Genomic DNA, 16,052 nt, shown 5'->3' with positions numbered 1-16,052 from the left:
TTGGAAATAAATAGATGGTAAGTCCTCGTTTATTTTCTCAAATGGATAAGGGTGAAAAAAATGGAAAAAGGTAAGTTAATTGTTTTAGAAGATCGTGTACCGAAGCTGCAAGAACAGCGAAAGCAAAAAGCAAATAGACGGCTTATTTTGTATTTATCACTCTTTTTCATCCTTATTTTATTTATTGTATATTCTCAATCTTCTCTGAGTAATGTTTCTAACATTGAAGTACAAGGGAATAAACATGTAAGTGATAAGGATATTGTCAAAGCGAGTGGTCTGTCCAAAAAAACCAGCTACTGGAAAGCTGACGCTGATCAAATTCAAGAAAAAGTCGAAAAAAACCCTGAGGTAAAGGAAGCTGTCATTCATAAAACATTTCCTAATAAGGTTGTAATCGACGTAAAAGAGTACGCAAGAATTGCATATGTAACCTCGGGGAATAAATATTTCCCTGTGAATGAAAATGGAAAAGTTTTAAAAGAAGTAAGTGCTAAGAAAGTGTCATCCGACGCTCCGTTGCTAATTGACTGGAAAGACGGAGACGCTATACAAAGCATGGTTCAAGAATTAGCTAAAACGCCTAAGAGCATAAAAGGGGCTATTTCTGAGATTTACTACGCGCCGACAAAATCAGAACCTCTTCACATCGAGGTGTTTATGAATGATACGCGTGAAGTAAGCGGGAAAATTAGCAACTTCTCTGATAAAATTATTCATTACCCAGCTATTGCAAGTAAATTGAGTGATGATCAAAAAGGCATTATTGATTTAGAAGAAGGATATGCATTTAAACCTTATAAAAAGAGCAAGCAGTAATTATTTTTTATAAGTGTTAATTAAAGGAAATAGATGAGTTGAGACTGGCAAACTAGCCCTTGTACATTGTATAATCACATGCAAGTATTCTGCATACATATGATTTTCTTCTCCGCTGCTGTGAAATGGAAATGTAATATTTGTTCTAGGTAAGTTTCGCTTTTCTCAGTGTACATCTTAGTGTAGACTTGTAGTTAAATAGCTTTTTTTCAGTGAATTTGAGGCTTAAATCTAAAAAAAAGTCAAAACAAGAACGTTTTGTTCTTTGAAAGAGATAAAGTCTGTGAAAAACTTGAAAAAAATTGATTTTACAAAAGGGAAACAGATGTATTTGTTGAATATTTTCATATAATAAAAAATTAATATTGTTGTTCTTCTTAATTTATTTAAGATGACATGTGCAGAAAGAAAAAGGAGGTGCCAAAGAATGAACAGCAATGAAATATACGTTAGTTTAGACATCGGTACATCCAGTGTGAAAGTAATCATCGGAGAGATGAGTAACGATTCATTGAATATCATTGGTGTAGGGAATGTTAAATCACACGGACTAAAAAAAGGTTCTATCGTTGATATAGATGCAACAGTTCAATCTATTAGAAAAGCAGTAGAACAAGCTGAACGAATGGTAGGCATTACAATTAAAAAGGTTGTAGTGGGCATAAGCGGAAATCATGTATTTTTACAGGATTGTCACGGAGTAGTAGCCGTGTCAAGCGAAAATCGTGAAATTACAAACGAAGATATTCATCGAGTAATTGATGCTGCTCAAGTCATGTCTATCCCGCCAGATCGTGAAATCATTGATGTTATTCCAAAGCAATTTATCGTAGATGGCTTAGAAGGTATTAACGATCCTAGAGGTATGATTGGGGTACGTTTAGAAATGGAAGGCACAATCATAACAGGATCTAGAACGGTTTTACATAACTTATTACGCTGTGTAGAAAGAGCTGGTTTAGAAATCAGTGATATTTGTTTACAGCCTCTAGCCGCTGGTTCAATTGCATTATCTCGTGATGAAAAAAACTTAGGTGTCGCACTGGTAGATATCGGTGGAGGTTCAACAACGGTTGCGATCTTTGACCAAGGACATTTGAAAGTAACAAATGTACTAGCTGTTGGCGGAGAGCACATTACCAAAGATTTATCGATTGGCCTTCGCACATCGACTGAAGACGCGGAAAATATTAAGATAAAGCATGGACATGCTTTCTACGATCATGCTTCTGAAGAAGAAGTATTTAGTGTACCGATCATTGGAAGCGATCAGCATCAGCAGTTTAATCAGCTCGAAATCTCTGATATTATTGAAGCTAGATTAGAAGAGATTTTAGATATGATTACGCAGGAGGTAAACCGCCTAGGATACAAAGATATTCCAGGAGGATTTGTTCTAACAGGCGGAGTAGTAGCGATGCCTGGTATTCTTGAGCTAGCTCAAGTGATTTTAAAGAATAACGTGCGCATAGCAGTGCCTGATTATATTGGAGTACGTGAGCCGCATTATACAACAGGCGTAGGATTAATAAAATTTGCATACAAAAATGCTAAAATACAAGGCCGGGAAATTGGAGCGCCAGTTGTGGAAGAAGAGCCGATTGAGCAAGAAATGATTAAACCTAGCCCGAAACCACAGCAGCCGCAACAATCAGCTGAGCAGCCGAAAAAGAAAAATGACCAAAATTTAATGAAGAAGTTTTTTGGATACTTCTTTGATTAACGTTACGGATTGGTAATTTCGAAGAATTAGGAGGAACTATCATGTTGGAGTTTGATACAAGTGTAGACCAATTAGCGACGATTAAAGTAATCGGTGTCGGAGGCGGCGGTAACAACGCGGTTAACCGAATGATTGAACATGGCGTCCAAGGTGTAGAATTTATTGCAGTTAATACAGATGCACAGGCATTAAATTTATCAAAAGCTGAAACAAAAATGCAAATCGGCGCTAAATTAACAAGAGGATTAGGTGCAGGTGCTAATCCAGAAGTTGGTAAAAAAGCAGCTGAAGAAAGTAAGGAACAAATCCAAGAAGCACTAAAAGGTGCAGACATGGTTTTCGTAACAGCTGGTATGGGTGGAGGAACTGGAACTGGTGCAGCTCCAGTCATTGCCCAAATTGCTCGTGAGCTAGGAGCACTAACGGTAGGCGTTGTTACTCGTCCATTTACGTTTGAAGGCCGTAAGCGTTCTACTCAAGCGGCAGGCGGCATTGCGTCAATGAAAGAAGCAGTGGATACGCTGATTGTTATTCCAAATGATCGCTTATTAGAAATCGTTGATAAAAACACGCCAATGCTAGAAGCGTTCCGTGAAGCGGATAACGTATTACGACAAGGTGTGCAAGGTATTTCAGATTTAATCGCAGTTCCTGGATTAATTAACTTAGACTTCGCGGACGTGAAAACAATTATGTCTAACAAAGGATCTGCACTTATGGGTATCGGTATTGCGACTGGTGAAAACCGCGCTGCTGAAGCAGCTAAAAAAGCTATTTCAAGTCCACTTCTTGAAACATCTATCGATGGAGCTCAAGGTGTATTAATGAATATCACAGGCGGTACAAACCTAAGTCTTTACGAAGTACAAGAAGCTGCAGATATCGTTGCTTCGGCTTCTGACCAAGAAGTGAACATGATCTTTGGATCTGTTATTAACGAAAACCTAAAAGATGAGATTGTTGTTACAGTTATTGCAACTGGCTTTAGTGACCAAGATTTATCACAGCCAAAACCAGGTCGTCCTTCGTTATCGGCGAATCGCATGCAGCAATCGACACAGCAACCGGCTCCACAGCCGAAGCGTGAAGTAAAGCGTGAAGAACCTGTACAGCAAGAATATACGCGTCCATCTCAGCCACAGTCTGAAGATGCGCTAGATATTCCAACATTCTTACGAAACCGTAATCGTAGACGCTAAGAAAATAAAAAGCCAAGACCTCTGTTTTATACAGAGGTCTTTTTTTATGCAATGAATCTAGAAAACTCAAAAAGAGTATAAAAAACATTCGACATGGTCAATATGACGCCTTCAAAGGGTTTGTGTTTTCTTTCTAAAAGTAGTGTGACAAATATCGAATGATTTCCTCAAAAATACTGCTTGTTTCTCGGCATGAACTGACAGACTTTCTAATAGGATGTACTATATACTAATTTTTAACAGAAAAATTCAGAAAGAATGGAGAGGTTATAAACATTGCCAATCTATTTAGATTTAATATGGATGCTGAATTTTGGGTTAGATACGATCTTACTAATGTTATGTGCTGTTGTACTTAAACGGAATTATAAGTGGTGGCGGCTTTTGCTTGGCGGCTTTATCGGTTCATTGATTGTCCTTCTTATGTTTACACCTTTTTCTCATCTTATGGTTCACCCTGCTATTAAAATTTTATTCTCGTTTTTTATGGTATTGATGGCGTTTGGTTATAAACGACTGCGCTTTTTCTTTGAGAATTTATTAACGTTTTATTTTGCAACCTTTGTTGTGGGTGGAGGGTTAATGGGCGTTCACTTTTTATTTCAAGATCAGTTCCTTGTTCTTAATCAAATGGTTGATACGAAATCTCCACAGTTTGGTGATCCTATTAGCTGGATATTTGTTCTTATTGGTTTTCCGCTATTATCTTATTTTTCAAAAGCACGAGTTGATGATTTGCGAATGAAAAATATTACATTTGATCAGCTGGTAGATGTAGAAGTTATTTTAAACGAACAGACGCTGTCGATGAAAGGACTTATTGATAGTGGGAATCAGCTTGTAGATCCGCTGACGAAAACCCCGGTTATGATTGTTACAGCAGATTCTTTAAAAGAAATATTGCCTGAAGGCTTAATGGAATTAAGCAAAAATGTTCAATCCTTTTCACACAGCGAAGATATTGATCAAGAGTGGTATTCAAAAGTCCGCTTTGTCCCTTATCGAAGCGTAGGCCAAGCCAATCAGCTGCTGCTTGCTCTAAAGCCAGATATGGTAAGGCTGGTTCATCAGTCCAACACGATTGAAGTCACTAAAGTATTAGTAGGTATTAGTCATACAACGCTTTCAGTGGAGAAGCAATATGAATGTATTGTTCATCCGAAGCTTATCGTTATTGGAGAAGTAAGTTCCGCATCGTAAAAGGTGTGAACAAATAAAGGAGGATACACAATGGCTACATATCGAATTCGATTTCAATTATGGTGGTACAAATTATTAATTAAACTTAAGCTAAAAACAGATGAAGTGTACTATATAGGAGGAAGTGAAGCTCTTCCACCACCTTTAACAAAAGATGAAGAAGAAGTGCTCTTGAAGAAACTTCCATCAGGAGATGAAGCAGCACGTTCACTGTTGATTGAGCGTAATTTGCGACTTGTTGTTTATATTGCCCGCAAGTTTGAAAATACGGGAATCAATATTGAGGATTTAATTAGCATCGGCACCATCGGTTTAATTAAAGCAGTAAACACGTTTAATCCTGAAAAGAAAATTAAGCTAGCGACGTACGCCTCTCGCTGTATTGAAAATGAAATTTTAATGTATTTGCGCCGCAACAATAAAATTCGATCTGAAGTTTCATTTGATGAGCCGTTAAATATTGATTGGGATGGAAACGAACTGTTATTGTCTGACGTGATGGGAACCGAAGAAGATATCATCACAAAAGACCTAGAAGCGAATGTAGATCGAAAACTTTTGCTGAAAGCACTGCACCAATTAAATGATCGTGAAAAGCAAATTATGGAGCTGCGCTTTGGGCTAGCCGGCGGAGAAGAAAAAACGCAAAAAGATGTAGCCGATATGCTAGGCATTTCTCAGTCTTATATTTCAAGGCTCGAAAAACGAATTATTAAACGGCTGCGAAAAGAATTTAATAAAATGGTTTAAGTAAAAAAGCTGATTGTATAAGGGCTGAGAAGCATCTTATACAATCAGCTTTTTTAGCGTGGAATTGTCAGAATTGTAAAAGTGCATATTTTTTCCTCCGGAGGAGATACTGAATTCAGAACATCATCTCCTGTTAGGAGGGAAAGAGTTGACAAGAAATAAAGTAGAAATTTGTGGAGTAGATACTTCGAAACTTCCCGTATTAAAAAATGAAGAAATGCGAAAGTTGTTTAAACAAATGCAGGCTGGAGATGGAACAGCAAGAGAAAAGCTAGTAAGCGGAAATTTACGTCTCGTACTCAGCGTGATCCAACGTTTTAACAATCGTGGAGAATTTGTTGATGACTTATTTCAGGTTGGGTGTATTGGATTAATGAAATCCATTGACAATTTTGATTTAAGTCAAAACGTGAAGTTTTCTACATATGCTGTCCCAATGATTATAGGGGAAATTCGCCGCTATTTACGTGACAATAATCCAATCCGTGTTTCTCGTTCCCTTCGTGATATTGCTTATAAAGCTCTTCAAGTTCGTGAAAGGCTTATGAGTGAAACATCCAAGGAACCTACAGCTGAGGAAATTTCAAAAGTCCTAGAAGTACCGCATGAAGAAATTGTGTTTGCTTTAGATGCTATCCAAGATCCGGTTTCTTTATTTGAACCTATTTACAATGATGGCGGAGACCCAATCTATGTGATGGATCAGCTAAGCGATGAACGCAACCGTGATTCAACTTGGATTGAAGAAATTGCTTTGCAAGAAGGTATGAGAAGATTGAACGAGCGAGAAAAACTAATTTTACGAAAGCGCTTCTTCCAAGGTAAAACACAGATGGAAGTTGCTGAAGAAATTGGTATTTCTCAAGCGCAGGTTTCTCGTTTAGAAAAAGCTGCTATTAAACAGATGAATAAAAATATTCAAAGTTAACAAAAGCTCTCTAAACTGGCAGCTGCTCTTGTTCATACAATCAATACCATTCACTTTATTTGATGTTCAACTTAATAAGCATCGTGTCTATAAAAACAGACACGATGCTTATTTTGTATGTATCAATGAATACATAACCAAAAGATATTCATGTTAGATTTCCTATTGCTATGAGGACTTCTCGCTGCTTGTTGAGAATGTCTCTTGATGAAAAACTGTGTAATTAGTGAACAAAATGCTTATAGAAAGAGAATGGCAGAGAAAAAATAAGCTTTTCCTTCATGAAATGAAAATTTGAAAATATATATAGGCTAAGGAATAAAGTTGGCTATAGGAGGAGAGAGCATGTTAAAGATTTCAGAGTTTCAGCTGAAAGATGTAGTGAATGTAGCTGATGGCAAAAAACTTGGAAATGTAGGGGATATTGATATTGACTTAACAACGGGAAAAATACAGGCCGTCATTATCGGAGGCTCTCGTGTATTGGGCTTCTTTGGAAAAGATGATGAAATTGTGATTCCATGGAAAAATATTGTGAAAATTGGTTCCGATGTCATTTTAGTACGTTATAAAGACGCATTTCAGCCTGAAGAGAATTAGTTTTTTGTCAACAGCACCTAGCAATCTGTGGTACAATATGTGAGAACAAATGAAACAAGGGATGTGTCACATACATGAATCCTGAGCCATTAAAAAAAAGCCATCACGAGTCGTTTATGTGGCTGAGCCCTTGGGTAGAAAAGAATGATATGCTTGTTGCTGGTTTCACCACAAAAAATGGTGGCGTGAGTAAACCTCCATTTGCTTCTTTTAACCTAGGGCTTCACGTAAACGATAACGTAGAAGATGTTATTACAAATAGAAAAATTTTAGCAGCCGAACTAGACATGTCTTTTGAAAGCTTTGTATGTGCTGAACAAGTACATGAAGCAACTGTTCAAAAAGTAACAAAAGCCGACTGTGCAAAAGGACTCTACAAGTATGAAGAGGGCATAAAAGCAGCGGATGGCATTTATACAAATGAATCTGATATTTTGTTAGCTTTATGTTATGCAGATTGTGTTCCGCTGTACTTCTATGCGCCTGATCACCATTTAGTTGGTCTTGCTCATGCTGGGTGGAAGGGAACAGTAAAAGATATTGCAGGAAATATGATTCGACGTTGGGTAGAGCAAGAAAATGTTCCGGTTGAAGATATTTACGTGGCGATTGGCCCTTCGATTGAAGATTGCTGTTATGTTGTCGATAACCGCGTCATTACACAAGTAAACGAAGTAGTTGGCCAAAATGGATATCAAGAAGTAAGCCCTGGACAATACGCGCTTAATTTAAAAAAAGTCAATAAGCTGCTGATTCAAAACGCAGGCGTATTGCCGGAACGAATTTTAACATCGTCGTATTGTACAAGCTGTGAAGATGACCTGTTCTTCTCACATCGCCGCGACCAAGGGAAAACAGGACGCATGTTTAACTTCATAGGCTTTAAGGAGGAGTAATTACATAGTGACAGCTAGCGTAAGTGAAAATCTAGAAGCAGTTCAACAAACAATTGCTGAAGCATGTAAAAAAGTTAATCGAAATCGAGAAGATGTAGAGCTGATTGCTGTAACAAAATACGTTTCCACAAAACGAGCAGCAGAAGCAGTGGATGCAGGCATTTTACATCTTGGAGAAAACAGGGATGAAGGTCTTCTAGAAAAGTATGAATCAATCGGTGAGAAAGCGACCTGGCATTTTATCGGAAGCTTGCAAACAAGAAAAGTAAAACATGTGATTGATAAAGTTGACTATATTCATTCACTAGACCGATTATCTTTAGCAAAAGAAATTGATAAACGTGCAGGACATCGTATAAAATGTTTTGTACAAGTTAATGTTGCCGAAGAACAATCAAAGCATGGCCTTGCTGTAGAAGAGGTAATTCCATTTATTCAATCTCTTGAAACATTTACAAATATCCAAGTAGTTGGATTAATGACCATGGCTCCTCACACAGATGACGAGTCCTTGCTTCGCAGCTGTTTTCAAGGTCTAAAGAAATTGCAGGATCGTATACAAGAACTAAACCTCCCGTATGCACCTTGTACGGAGCTATCAATGGGAATGTCAAACGATTATGCAATTGCAATTGAAGAAGGAGCAACATTCATTCGACTAGGAACCACGCTAGTTGGGAATGAACGTTAAGGAGGTGTAATTCAAGATGAGTATGAAAAATCGCTTTAGAAGTTTTTTTGCTCTTGATGACGATACTGAATATGTAGAAGAACATTACGAACAAGAAGAGTCGGTAGAAGAGCCTGTACAGCAGTCGAGACCAGTGAAAGCTAGTCAGCAGCCGAATCAGCAGCAAAACGTGATTAGCTTGCAAAGCGTTCAAAAATCATCAAAAATGATGCTTTGCGAACCTCGCGTCTATGCCGAAGCACAAGAAATTACGGATCATTTAAAAAATCGTAAAGTCGTAGTTGTTAATTTACAGCGCATTCAACGAGATCAAGCAGTGAGAATTGTCGACTTTTTAAGTGGTACAGTTTATGCTTTAGGCGGGGACATTCAAAAAATTGGAACCGACATCTTTTTATGTACACCTGATAATGTAGACGTAAGCGGAAGCATTTCAGATATGATGGGAGAACACGATACAACAAACGTAAAGAGGTGGTAGTTTTTGGACATCGTTTTTGGGATTCTTGGGCAATTGATAGGTCTTTACTCATGGGCACTGATTATTTACATTTTGATGTCTTGGGTACCCGATGTAAGGGCCTCTAAGTTTGGTCAGCTGCTTGGCAGCATTTGCGAGCCTTACTTAGAGCCTTTTCGTAAAATCATTCCGCCTATTGGCATGATTGATATTTCACCTCTTGTTGCAATCTTTTTACTACGATTTGCGCAAGCAGGTGTACGTTCACTTCACAGTATGGTTGGATTTATTTAAAAAGGAATCGCTGGATTCCTTTTTTACATACCAATAGTAGGAGTAATAATATGTCTATTTATGAACATTTTAGGCAAGAAGAACATGGATTTATTGACCAGGTTCTTCAGTGGAAAGAAGATGTCCTACATCAATACAGCCCAAAATTAACGGATTTTTTAGATCCAAGAGAGCAGCAGATTGTGACAGCTATTGTTGGGACTGAAGGAGAGGTTCAAGTTTCATTTGATGGTGGACAACCGTTTGCTGAACGCAAGCGTGCGCTGCTATATCCGGATTACTATGTGCCTGAAAGCGAAGATTTTCAGTTGCATATGTACGAATTGAATTATCCTAAAAAGTTTGTGACGATTGAACATCCTCAAGTTCTTGGTTCGGCGATGTCCTTAGGACTGCGCCGTTCAAAATTTGGCGATATTTTGGTCGCGGGAGACGATATTCAGCTTGTAGCCGCAGAGGAAATTTCTTCTTATATTGAGATGAATTTAACATCAATTGGAAAAGCCAAAGTTTCACTTTCTTCTATTCAAAGAGAGCAGCTGCATGTGGTAAAAGAAGAGTTGATTGAACACGTTTATACAGTTTCTTCAATGAGGCTTGATGTTTTGCTGTCGACCATTCACAATTTATCAAGACAAAAAGTCCAGCCGTTTATTGCAAATGGAGCGGTAAAAGTAAATTTTAAAGTCATTGAACAGCCTTCTTTTGAATGTCATGAAGGTGATATTTTGTCGCTTCGTGGCCACGGCAGAAGTCGTATCGTTTCACTTGAAGGCAAAACCAAAAAAGAAAAATGGCGAATTGTTGTAGGGAAGCAGAAATAAAGAAATCTACTAGCAGGAAATTTTAAAAATATGTCGAATAAACCATTACTAATGATGTAATGAGACAACACGGAGGTGGCCTAGATGCCTTTAACCCCTTTGGATATTCATAACAAAGAGTTTAATCGCGGGTTTCGCGGATATGATGAAGATGAAGTAAATGAGTTTCTTGACCAAGTAATTAAAGACTATGAGCTGGTAATGCGTGATAAAAAGGAGTTAGAAGGAAGAGTATCTGAATTAACAGATCGTCTTGGACATTTTACTAACATCGAAGAAACGTTAAATAAATCAATTTTAATTGCTCAAGAAGCAGCGGAAGATGTAAAGCGAAACGCTGAGAAAGAAGCGAAGCTCATTATAAAAGAAGCAGAAAAAAATGCGGACCGTATTATTAATGAAGCACTGTCTAAGTCTCGTAAAATTGCAATGGACATTGAGGAGACGAAAAAGCAGTCTAAAGTATTTAGAACCCGTTTCAAAATGTTAATTGAAGCACAGCTTGAAATGTTAAACAGCGATGACTGGGATCAGTTGATGGATTATGAGATGCCAGCGCTAGAAGAAAAAATTGACTAGTCAAGACATCATCTTGACTTCTCACGTTTTGTTGTCATATAATTTGGTAACAGATGAAATTTCATATCAAACAGTACGGAGACAGGGACAGTAGCTTTTTTAGTTTGTCAAAGCGAATCGAGGATGGTGCGAGCTCGATAACAAACAAAAAAGTGAAAATCACCCTAGAGTACCATTGCTGAAATGATGATAGTAAGCAGTGGCGGTTTATTCACGTTACGAATGCAAAGAGGATTTGCGTGCAGCAAATCTACTAGGGTGGTACCGCGGGAGGCCTTCTCGTCCCTTTTTGGGATGAGGAGGTCTTTTTGTTATGGTGCAAAAAGATATGAAATTTACGTTTTTTTTTGGAGGGTAAAACATGGAATATAAAGATACATTATTGATGCCAAAAACTGAATTTCCGATGCGTGGAAATTTACCGAACCGCGAGCCTAAAATGCAAGAACAGTGGGCTGAAATGAATATTTATGAAAAAGTACAAAAACGTACGGAAGGCCGTCCGCTATTCGTCCTGCATGATGGACCTCCATATGCCAATGGCGATATTCACATGGGACATGCCTTAAATAAAATTTTAAAAGATTTTATCGTTCGCTATAAGTCGATGTCAGGCTTCTGCGCACCTTATGTGCCAGGCTGGGATACACACGGCTTGCCAATTGAAACGGCTTTAACAAAAAATAAAAAAGTAAACCGCAAAGAAATGACAGTAGCTGAATTCCGTAAGCTTTGCGAACAGTATGCTTGGGAACAAGTAAACGGCCAGCGTGAGCAGTTCAAGCGTTTAGGCGTACGCGGAGATTGGGATAATCCATATGTAACGCTTCAGCCACAGTACGAAGCGCAGCAAATCAAAGTATTTGGCGATATGGCGAAAAAAGGCTATATCTACAAAGGATTAAAACCTGTATACTGGTCCCCTTCAAGTGAATCTGCTTTAGCAGAAGCGGAAATTGAATACTATGACAAGCGTTCAGCTTCTATTTACGTAGCGTTTAATGTGAAAGATGGTAAAGGCGTGCTTGAACAAGATGAAAAATTCATCATTTGGACGACAACACCATGGACAATGCCAGCTAACCAAGGGATTGCTGTCAATCCCGAGCTTCAGTACAGCGTAGTTGAAGCAGATGGAGCAAAATATGTAGTAGCAACTGAACTTATTGAAACAGTTGCTAAAGAAATTGAATGGGCTGACTATAAGACACTTCGTACAGTAAAAGGTTCAGAACTTGAACGCGTGGTAGCTGAACATCCAATCTACAAGCGTGATTCTTTAGTTGTTCTTGGCGATCACGTAACGACTGATGCTGGTACTGGCTGTGTTCATACAGCACCGGGACACGGGGAAGACGACTTTATCGTTGGTCAAAAATACGGTTTGGAAGTTCTTTGTCCAGTTGATAGTAAGGGTCATATGACGAATGAAGCACCAGGATTTGAAGGATTATTCTATGATAAAGCGAATAAGCCGATTACAGACAAACTAGAAGAAGAAGGCGCGCTGTTAAAATTAAGTTTCATTACCCACTCATATCCACATGACTGGCGTACGAAGAAACCAACAATTTTCCGTGCAACAGCACAGTGGTTTGCGTCTATTAAAGATTTCCGTGAAGATTTATTAAAAGCAGTAGAAAAAACAGAATGGGTGCCTACTTGGGGTGAAACGCGACTTTATAACATGGTGCGTGACCGCGGAGACTGGTGTATTTCTCGTCAACGTGCATGGGGCGTTCCGATTCCGGTATTTTATGCTGAAAATGATGAGCCGATCATTACGGACGAGACAATTGAGCACGTATCAAATCTATTTAGAGAACATGGATCAAACGTATGGTTTGAGCGTGAAGCAAAAGACTTGCTTCCAGAAGGCTTTACTCATGAAGGAAGCCCAAATGGCCGTTTCACAAAAGAAACAGACATCATGGACGTATGGTTTGACTCTGGTTCTTCACATCAAGCTGTTCTTGAAGAGCGTGAAGACTTACAGCGTCCGGCTGATTTGTATTTAGAAGGTTCTGACCAATACCGCGGCTGGTTTAATTCAAGTCTTTCTACAAGTGTAGCTGTAACAGGTGAAGCACCTTATAAAGGCGTACTTAGCCACGGATTTGCTTTAGACGGTGAAGGTCGCAAAATGAGTAAGTCATTAGGGAATGTTGTAATTCCAGAAAAAGTAATGAAACAACTAGGTGCGGATATTTTACGTCTATGGGTAGCTTCTGTAGATTACCAAGCGGATGTTCGTGTATCTGATAACATTTTAAAACAAGTAGCAGAAGTATACCGTAAAATCCGCAACACGTTCCGTTTCTTACTAGGAAACCTAGCGGACTTTAATCCAACAACTGACGCTGTAGCCGTTGAAGACCTTCGTGAAGTAGACCGCTACATGCTTGTGAAGCTGAACAAATTAATTGATAAAGTGAAAAAATCTTATGATTCATATGAATTCTCAAGCATTTATCACGCAGTGCATAATTTCTGTACAATTGATATGAGTTCATTCTACTTAGACTTTGCAAAAGATGTATTGTACATTGAAGCAGAAAATAATGTAGAGCGTCGCAGCATTCAAACGGTTCTTTATGAAACGTTATTATCGTTAACGAAATTAGTGTCTCCAATTCTTTCTCATACAGCAGATGAAGTATGGGTTCACATTCCGAACGTAACGGAAGAAAGCGCGCAGCTAGTTGATATGCCAGAGGTTCAAGAAATTGAAGGAGCAGATCAATTAGTAGAGAAATGGGATGCGTTCATGGAGCTTCGCGATGAAGTCTTAAAAGCGCTAGAACAGGCTCGTAATGAAAAAGTAATCGGTAAGTCTTTAGAAGCAAAATTAACGCTGTATCCAACAGCAGATACGAAAGAGCTGTTAGCCTCTATTTCTGAAAATGTAGGTCAACTCTTCATCGTTTCAGATCTCGAGGTAGCAGAAGGTGAAGCGCCTGCTGAAGCACAAAAATTCAGCTATGCTTCAATTGTTGTAAGTAAAGCAGAAGGTGAGAAGTGTGAGCGCTGCTGGGTAGTATCACCAACAGTTGGCGAAGATCAAGATCACCCAACTTTATGTACACGCTGTGCGGATGTTGTGAAAAATCACTACGTTCAGCAGTAATGAACAAAAGCACGTCCTTTTTGGGCGTGTTTTTTGCTGTACGAAATTCCCAAATACAATGGTATAAAGCATTCAAAGCCTTAGGAAAAACTTGTGTTGTAGATTCGATGGAAAACTCGGTAAACCTAACATCATTAATACTTCATCTTATCAGCACAGGAGGCGTTTGCATGTATGAAAATTATCTTTCCATTGGACAGGAATTAGCTCTTATCAAAGAAGAATTACAAGATCGCCTATTGAGATATGCTACAGAACAATCTGGTTATATAGATGAAAAGGAACGTTACGTAATAGAAATGATTAAAGCCGATTTAAAAGATGTAGAACACGCGCTAGCAAAGCTTGACGTTGGTGCGTTTGGAATTGATGAACTAACTGGCGAAGTGATGTCTATTCATAAATTAAAAGTAATGCCGACGGCCCGCACAAACGAAGATTTATTTGTTTTCTGGTGAGAAGCGAGAAAAAAAATGAATTATGTGCTAAAATGCTTTAGTATGGATTCGTTTGATTTTATTGCGGGAGGAAAACGTTTGTGTTTTATTATCTTATCGCTTTAGCTGTTATACTTATTGATCAGGTAACAAAATGGATGATTGTAAAAGAAATGTATTATGGACAAAGCATTACCGTAATTGAAAACTTTCTTTACATTACCTCTCATCGTAACAGAGGAGCCGCGTGGGGGATTTTACAAGGACAGATGTGGTTCTTTTATCTTATTACGGTGGTTGTGGTAGTCGGTTTAATAATTTATATTCAAAAGCTCAAAAAACAAGATAAATGGTTCGGTATTGCGCTAGCATTAATGTTAGGCGGCGCCATTGGAAACTTTATTGATCGAGTGGTCCGTAAAGAAGTAGTTGATTTCGTAAATACATACATCTTTACGTATGATTTTCCGATTTTTAACGTAGCTGATTCGGCACTTGTCGTCGGAGTAATCATCATGTTTATTATGACGCTGTTTGAAGGGAAAATGAAGAAGGAGCACAAAGAATGAATGTAATTGAAACAGTTATAAATGAAGAACAAGCGGGAGAACGTATTGATAAAGTACTTTCGACTGTAAATGCAGAATGGTCACGTTCACAAGTGCAGCAGTGGATCAAAGAAGGTCATGCAAAAGTGAATGATAAAACCGTTAAAGGAAACTATAAATGTAAAACAGGAGACGCTATTATTATTGAAGTGCCGGAACTAGAAGAGCTTGATGTGGTAGCGGAAGAAATGGATTTAGATATTTATTATGAAGATCAAGATGTGCTTGTTGTAAATAAACCTCGCGGCATGGTTGTACATCCAGCTCCAGGTCATCATAGCGGCACGCTTGTAAACGGCTTAATGGCTCACTGTAAAGATTTATCCGGTATTAACGGCGTTATGCGCCCTGGTATCGTTCATCGAATTGATAAAGATACGTCAGGTTTACTTATGGTTGCAAAAAATGATTTAGCTCATGAATCACTAGTTAGTCAGCTTGTAGCTAAAACAGTGACGCGTCGCTATAAAGCTATCGTTCACGGAGTAATTGCGCACGATCACGGTACAATTGATGCGCCAATCGGCCGAGATAAGCAAGATCGTCAAAGCATGACGGTGACTGATGAAAATAGTCGTGATGCAGTGACGCACTTTACTGTATTGCAGCGTTTTAAAGATTTTTCACTAGTCGAATGTAAGCTAGAAACGGGGCGAACACACCAAATTCGCGTTCATATGAAGTATATTGGCTTTCCGCTTGCTGGAGATCCGAAGTACGGACCGAAAAAAACGCTTCCGATTGACGGACAAGCGCTTCATGCAGGTGTATTAGGCTTTATTCACCCTCGTACAAATGAGTATATGGAATTTGAAGCACCGGCTCCAAAAGAGTTTAATGAGATGCTAGAGCTTATTGAAAAAAGAAGTTGACAATTGCCATAAGTGATGGCATACTTGTATTAACTTAATAAGAAC

General features: G+C 38.5%; 17 protein-coding genes and 1 other annotated feature. All 17 genes read left to right on the top strand.

Annotation, left to right across the window (positions count from 1 at the left end):
• Positions 1 to 60 precede the first annotated feature (60 nt).
• Entirely contained in the window at positions 61 to 819 is a 759-nt protein-coding gene (locus MKX72_RS21595) for a cell division protein FtsQ/DivIB (protein WP_033579764.1), read from the top strand.
• 427 nt (positions 820 to 1,246) lie between these two features.
• Positions 1,247 to 2,542 carry a cell division protein FtsA gene (gene ftsA, locus MKX72_RS21590; RefSeq protein WP_013058956.1) on the top strand — a complete coding sequence of 432 codons (1,296 nt, stop codon included), beginning with the start codon at positions 1,247 to 1,249 and terminating at the stop codon, positions 2,540 to 2,542.
• 41 nt (positions 2,543 to 2,583) lie between these two features.
• Entirely contained in the window at positions 2,584 to 3,741 is a 1,158-nt protein-coding gene (gene ftsZ, locus MKX72_RS21585; protein WP_013058955.1) for a cell division protein FtsZ, read from the top strand.
• Between the two features lie 276 nt (positions 3,742 to 4,017).
• Positions 4,018 to 4,941: a sigma-E processing peptidase SpoIIGA gene (spoIIGA, locus tag MKX72_RS21580; RefSeq protein WP_014458377.1), complete on the top strand. Its 924-nt coding sequence runs from the start codon at positions 4,018 to 4,020 to the stop codon at positions 4,939 to 4,941.
• A 30-nt stretch (positions 4,942 to 4,971) separates the two neighbouring features.
• Entirely contained in the window at positions 4,972 to 5,691 is a 720-nt protein-coding gene (gene sigE, locus MKX72_RS21575) for an RNA polymerase sporulation sigma factor SigE (RefSeq protein WP_013058953.1), read from the top strand.
• A gap of 148 nt (positions 5,692 to 5,839) precedes the next feature.
• A complete protein-coding gene (gene sigG, locus MKX72_RS21570; RefSeq protein WP_013058952.1) occupies positions 5,840 to 6,619 on the top strand; it encodes an RNA polymerase sporulation sigma factor SigG in 780 nt (259 codons plus the stop codon).
• 345 nt (positions 6,620 to 6,964) lie between these two features.
• Complete coding sequence (locus MKX72_RS21565) at positions 6,965 to 7,219, top strand: YlmC/YmxH family sporulation protein (protein ID WP_013058951.1); 255 nt, start codon at positions 6,965 to 6,967, stop codon at positions 7,217 to 7,219.
• A gap of 74 nt (positions 7,220 to 7,293) precedes the next feature.
• A complete protein-coding gene (gene pgeF / locus MKX72_RS21560; protein ID WP_028411472.1) occupies positions 7,294 to 8,115 on the top strand; it encodes a peptidoglycan editing factor PgeF in 822 nt (273 codons plus the stop codon).
• A gap of 7 nt (positions 8,116 to 8,122) precedes the next feature.
• Entirely contained in the window at positions 8,123 to 8,806 is a 684-nt protein-coding gene (locus tag MKX72_RS21555; protein WP_049166159.1) for a YggS family pyridoxal phosphate-dependent enzyme, read from the top strand.
• A gap of 16 nt (positions 8,807 to 8,822) precedes the next feature.
• A complete protein-coding gene (locus tag MKX72_RS21550; protein ID WP_028411470.1) occupies positions 8,823 to 9,287 on the top strand; it encodes a cell division protein SepF in 465 nt (154 codons plus the stop codon).
• Between the two features lie 3 nt (positions 9,288 to 9,290).
• Positions 9,291 to 9,560, top strand: a complete 270-nt coding sequence (locus MKX72_RS21545; RefSeq protein ID WP_014458382.1) for a YggT family protein — start codon at positions 9,291 to 9,293, stop codon at positions 9,558 to 9,560.
• A 50-nt stretch (positions 9,561 to 9,610) separates the two neighbouring features.
• The gene (locus MKX72_RS21540; protein WP_013058946.1) at positions 9,611 to 10,384 is read left to right on the top strand and encodes a YlmH family RNA-binding protein; all 774 of its coding nucleotides are present in this window, start codon (positions 9,611 to 9,613) and stop codon (positions 10,382 to 10,384) included.
• 84 nt (positions 10,385 to 10,468) lie between these two features.
• Positions 10,469 to 10,963 carry a DivIVA domain-containing protein gene (locus MKX72_RS21535; protein WP_013058945.1) on the top strand — a complete coding sequence of 165 codons (495 nt, stop codon included), beginning with the start codon at positions 10,469 to 10,471 and terminating at the stop codon, positions 10,961 to 10,963.
• Between the two features lie 69 nt (positions 10,964 to 11,032).
• Positions 11,033 to 11,253 (top strand) — a binding site (T-box leader).
• 71 nt (positions 11,254 to 11,324) lie between these two features.
• Positions 11,325 to 14,090: an isoleucine--tRNA ligase gene (ileS, locus tag MKX72_RS21530; protein ID WP_014458384.1), complete on the top strand. Its 2,766-nt coding sequence runs from the start codon at positions 11,325 to 11,327 to the stop codon at positions 14,088 to 14,090.
• A gap of 170 nt (positions 14,091 to 14,260) precedes the next feature.
• Complete coding sequence (locus MKX72_RS21525; RefSeq protein WP_028411468.1) at positions 14,261 to 14,548, top strand: conjugal transfer protein TraR; 288 nt, start codon at positions 14,261 to 14,263, stop codon at positions 14,546 to 14,548.
• Between the two features lie 80 nt (positions 14,549 to 14,628).
• Positions 14,629 to 15,096, top strand: a complete 468-nt coding sequence (gene lspA, locus MKX72_RS21520; protein ID WP_013084844.1) for a signal peptidase II — start codon at positions 14,629 to 14,631, stop codon at positions 15,094 to 15,096.
• On the top strand, positions 15,093 to 16,007 hold the full coding sequence (locus tag MKX72_RS21515; RefSeq protein ID WP_013058941.1) for an RluA family pseudouridine synthase: 915 nt from the start codon (positions 15,093 to 15,095) through the stop codon (positions 16,005 to 16,007). The genes lspA and MKX72_RS21515 overlap by 4 nt, the downstream gene beginning before the upstream one ends.
• Positions 16,008 to 16,052: the final 45 nt, after the last annotated feature.

Origin of the sequence: Priestia sp. FSL R5-0597 (assembly GCF_038006305.1) — a bacterium.
Taxonomy (GTDB): domain Bacteria; phylum Bacillota; class Bacilli; order Bacillales; family Bacillaceae_H; genus Priestia; species Priestia zanthoxyli.
The sequence above is the reverse complement of the archived record's forward strand: the minus strand, read 5'-3'. Positions and strand labels throughout refer to the sequence as shown.

Excerpts from the sequence above, each read along its gene's own strand:
- MKX72_RS21550 (WP_028411470.1), top strand. The coding sequence starts at position 8,823 with ATGAGTATGAAAAATCGCTTTAGAAGTTTTTTTGCTCTTGATGACGAT.
- pgeF (WP_028411472.1), top strand. The coding sequence starts at position 7,294 with ATGAATCCTGAGCCATTAAAAAAAAGCCATCACGAGTCGTTTATGTGG.
- ileS (WP_014458384.1), top strand. The coding sequence starts at position 11,325 with ATGGAATATAAAGATACATTATTGATGCCAAAAACTGAATTTCCGATG.
- ftsA (WP_013058956.1), top strand. The coding sequence starts at position 1,247 with ATGAACAGCAATGAAATATACGTTAGTTTAGACATCGGTACATCCAGT.
- MKX72_RS21565 (WP_013058951.1), top strand. The coding sequence starts at position 6,965 with ATGTTAAAGATTTCAGAGTTTCAGCTGAAAGATGTAGTGAATGTAGCT.
- sigE (WP_013058953.1), top strand. The coding sequence starts at position 4,972 with ATGGCTACATATCGAATTCGATTTCAATTATGGTGGTACAAATTATTA.
- MKX72_RS21525 (WP_028411468.1), top strand. The coding sequence starts at position 14,261 with ATGTATGAAAATTATCTTTCCATTGGACAGGAATTAGCTCTTATCAAA.
- MKX72_RS21595 (WP_033579764.1), top strand. The coding sequence starts at position 61 with ATGGAAAAAGGTAAGTTAATTGTTTTAGAAGATCGTGTACCGAAGCTG.
- MKX72_RS21535 (WP_013058945.1), top strand. The coding sequence starts at position 10,469 with ATGCCTTTAACCCCTTTGGATATTCATAACAAAGAGTTTAATCGCGGG.
- MKX72_RS21515 (WP_013058941.1), top strand. The coding sequence starts at position 15,093 with ATGAATGTAATTGAAACAGTTATAAATGAAGAACAAGCGGGAGAACGT.
- ftsZ (WP_013058955.1), top strand. The coding sequence starts at position 2,584 with ATGTTGGAGTTTGATACAAGTGTAGACCAATTAGCGACGATTAAAGTA.
- MKX72_RS21540 (WP_013058946.1), top strand. The coding sequence starts at position 9,611 with ATGTCTATTTATGAACATTTTAGGCAAGAAGAACATGGATTTATTGAC.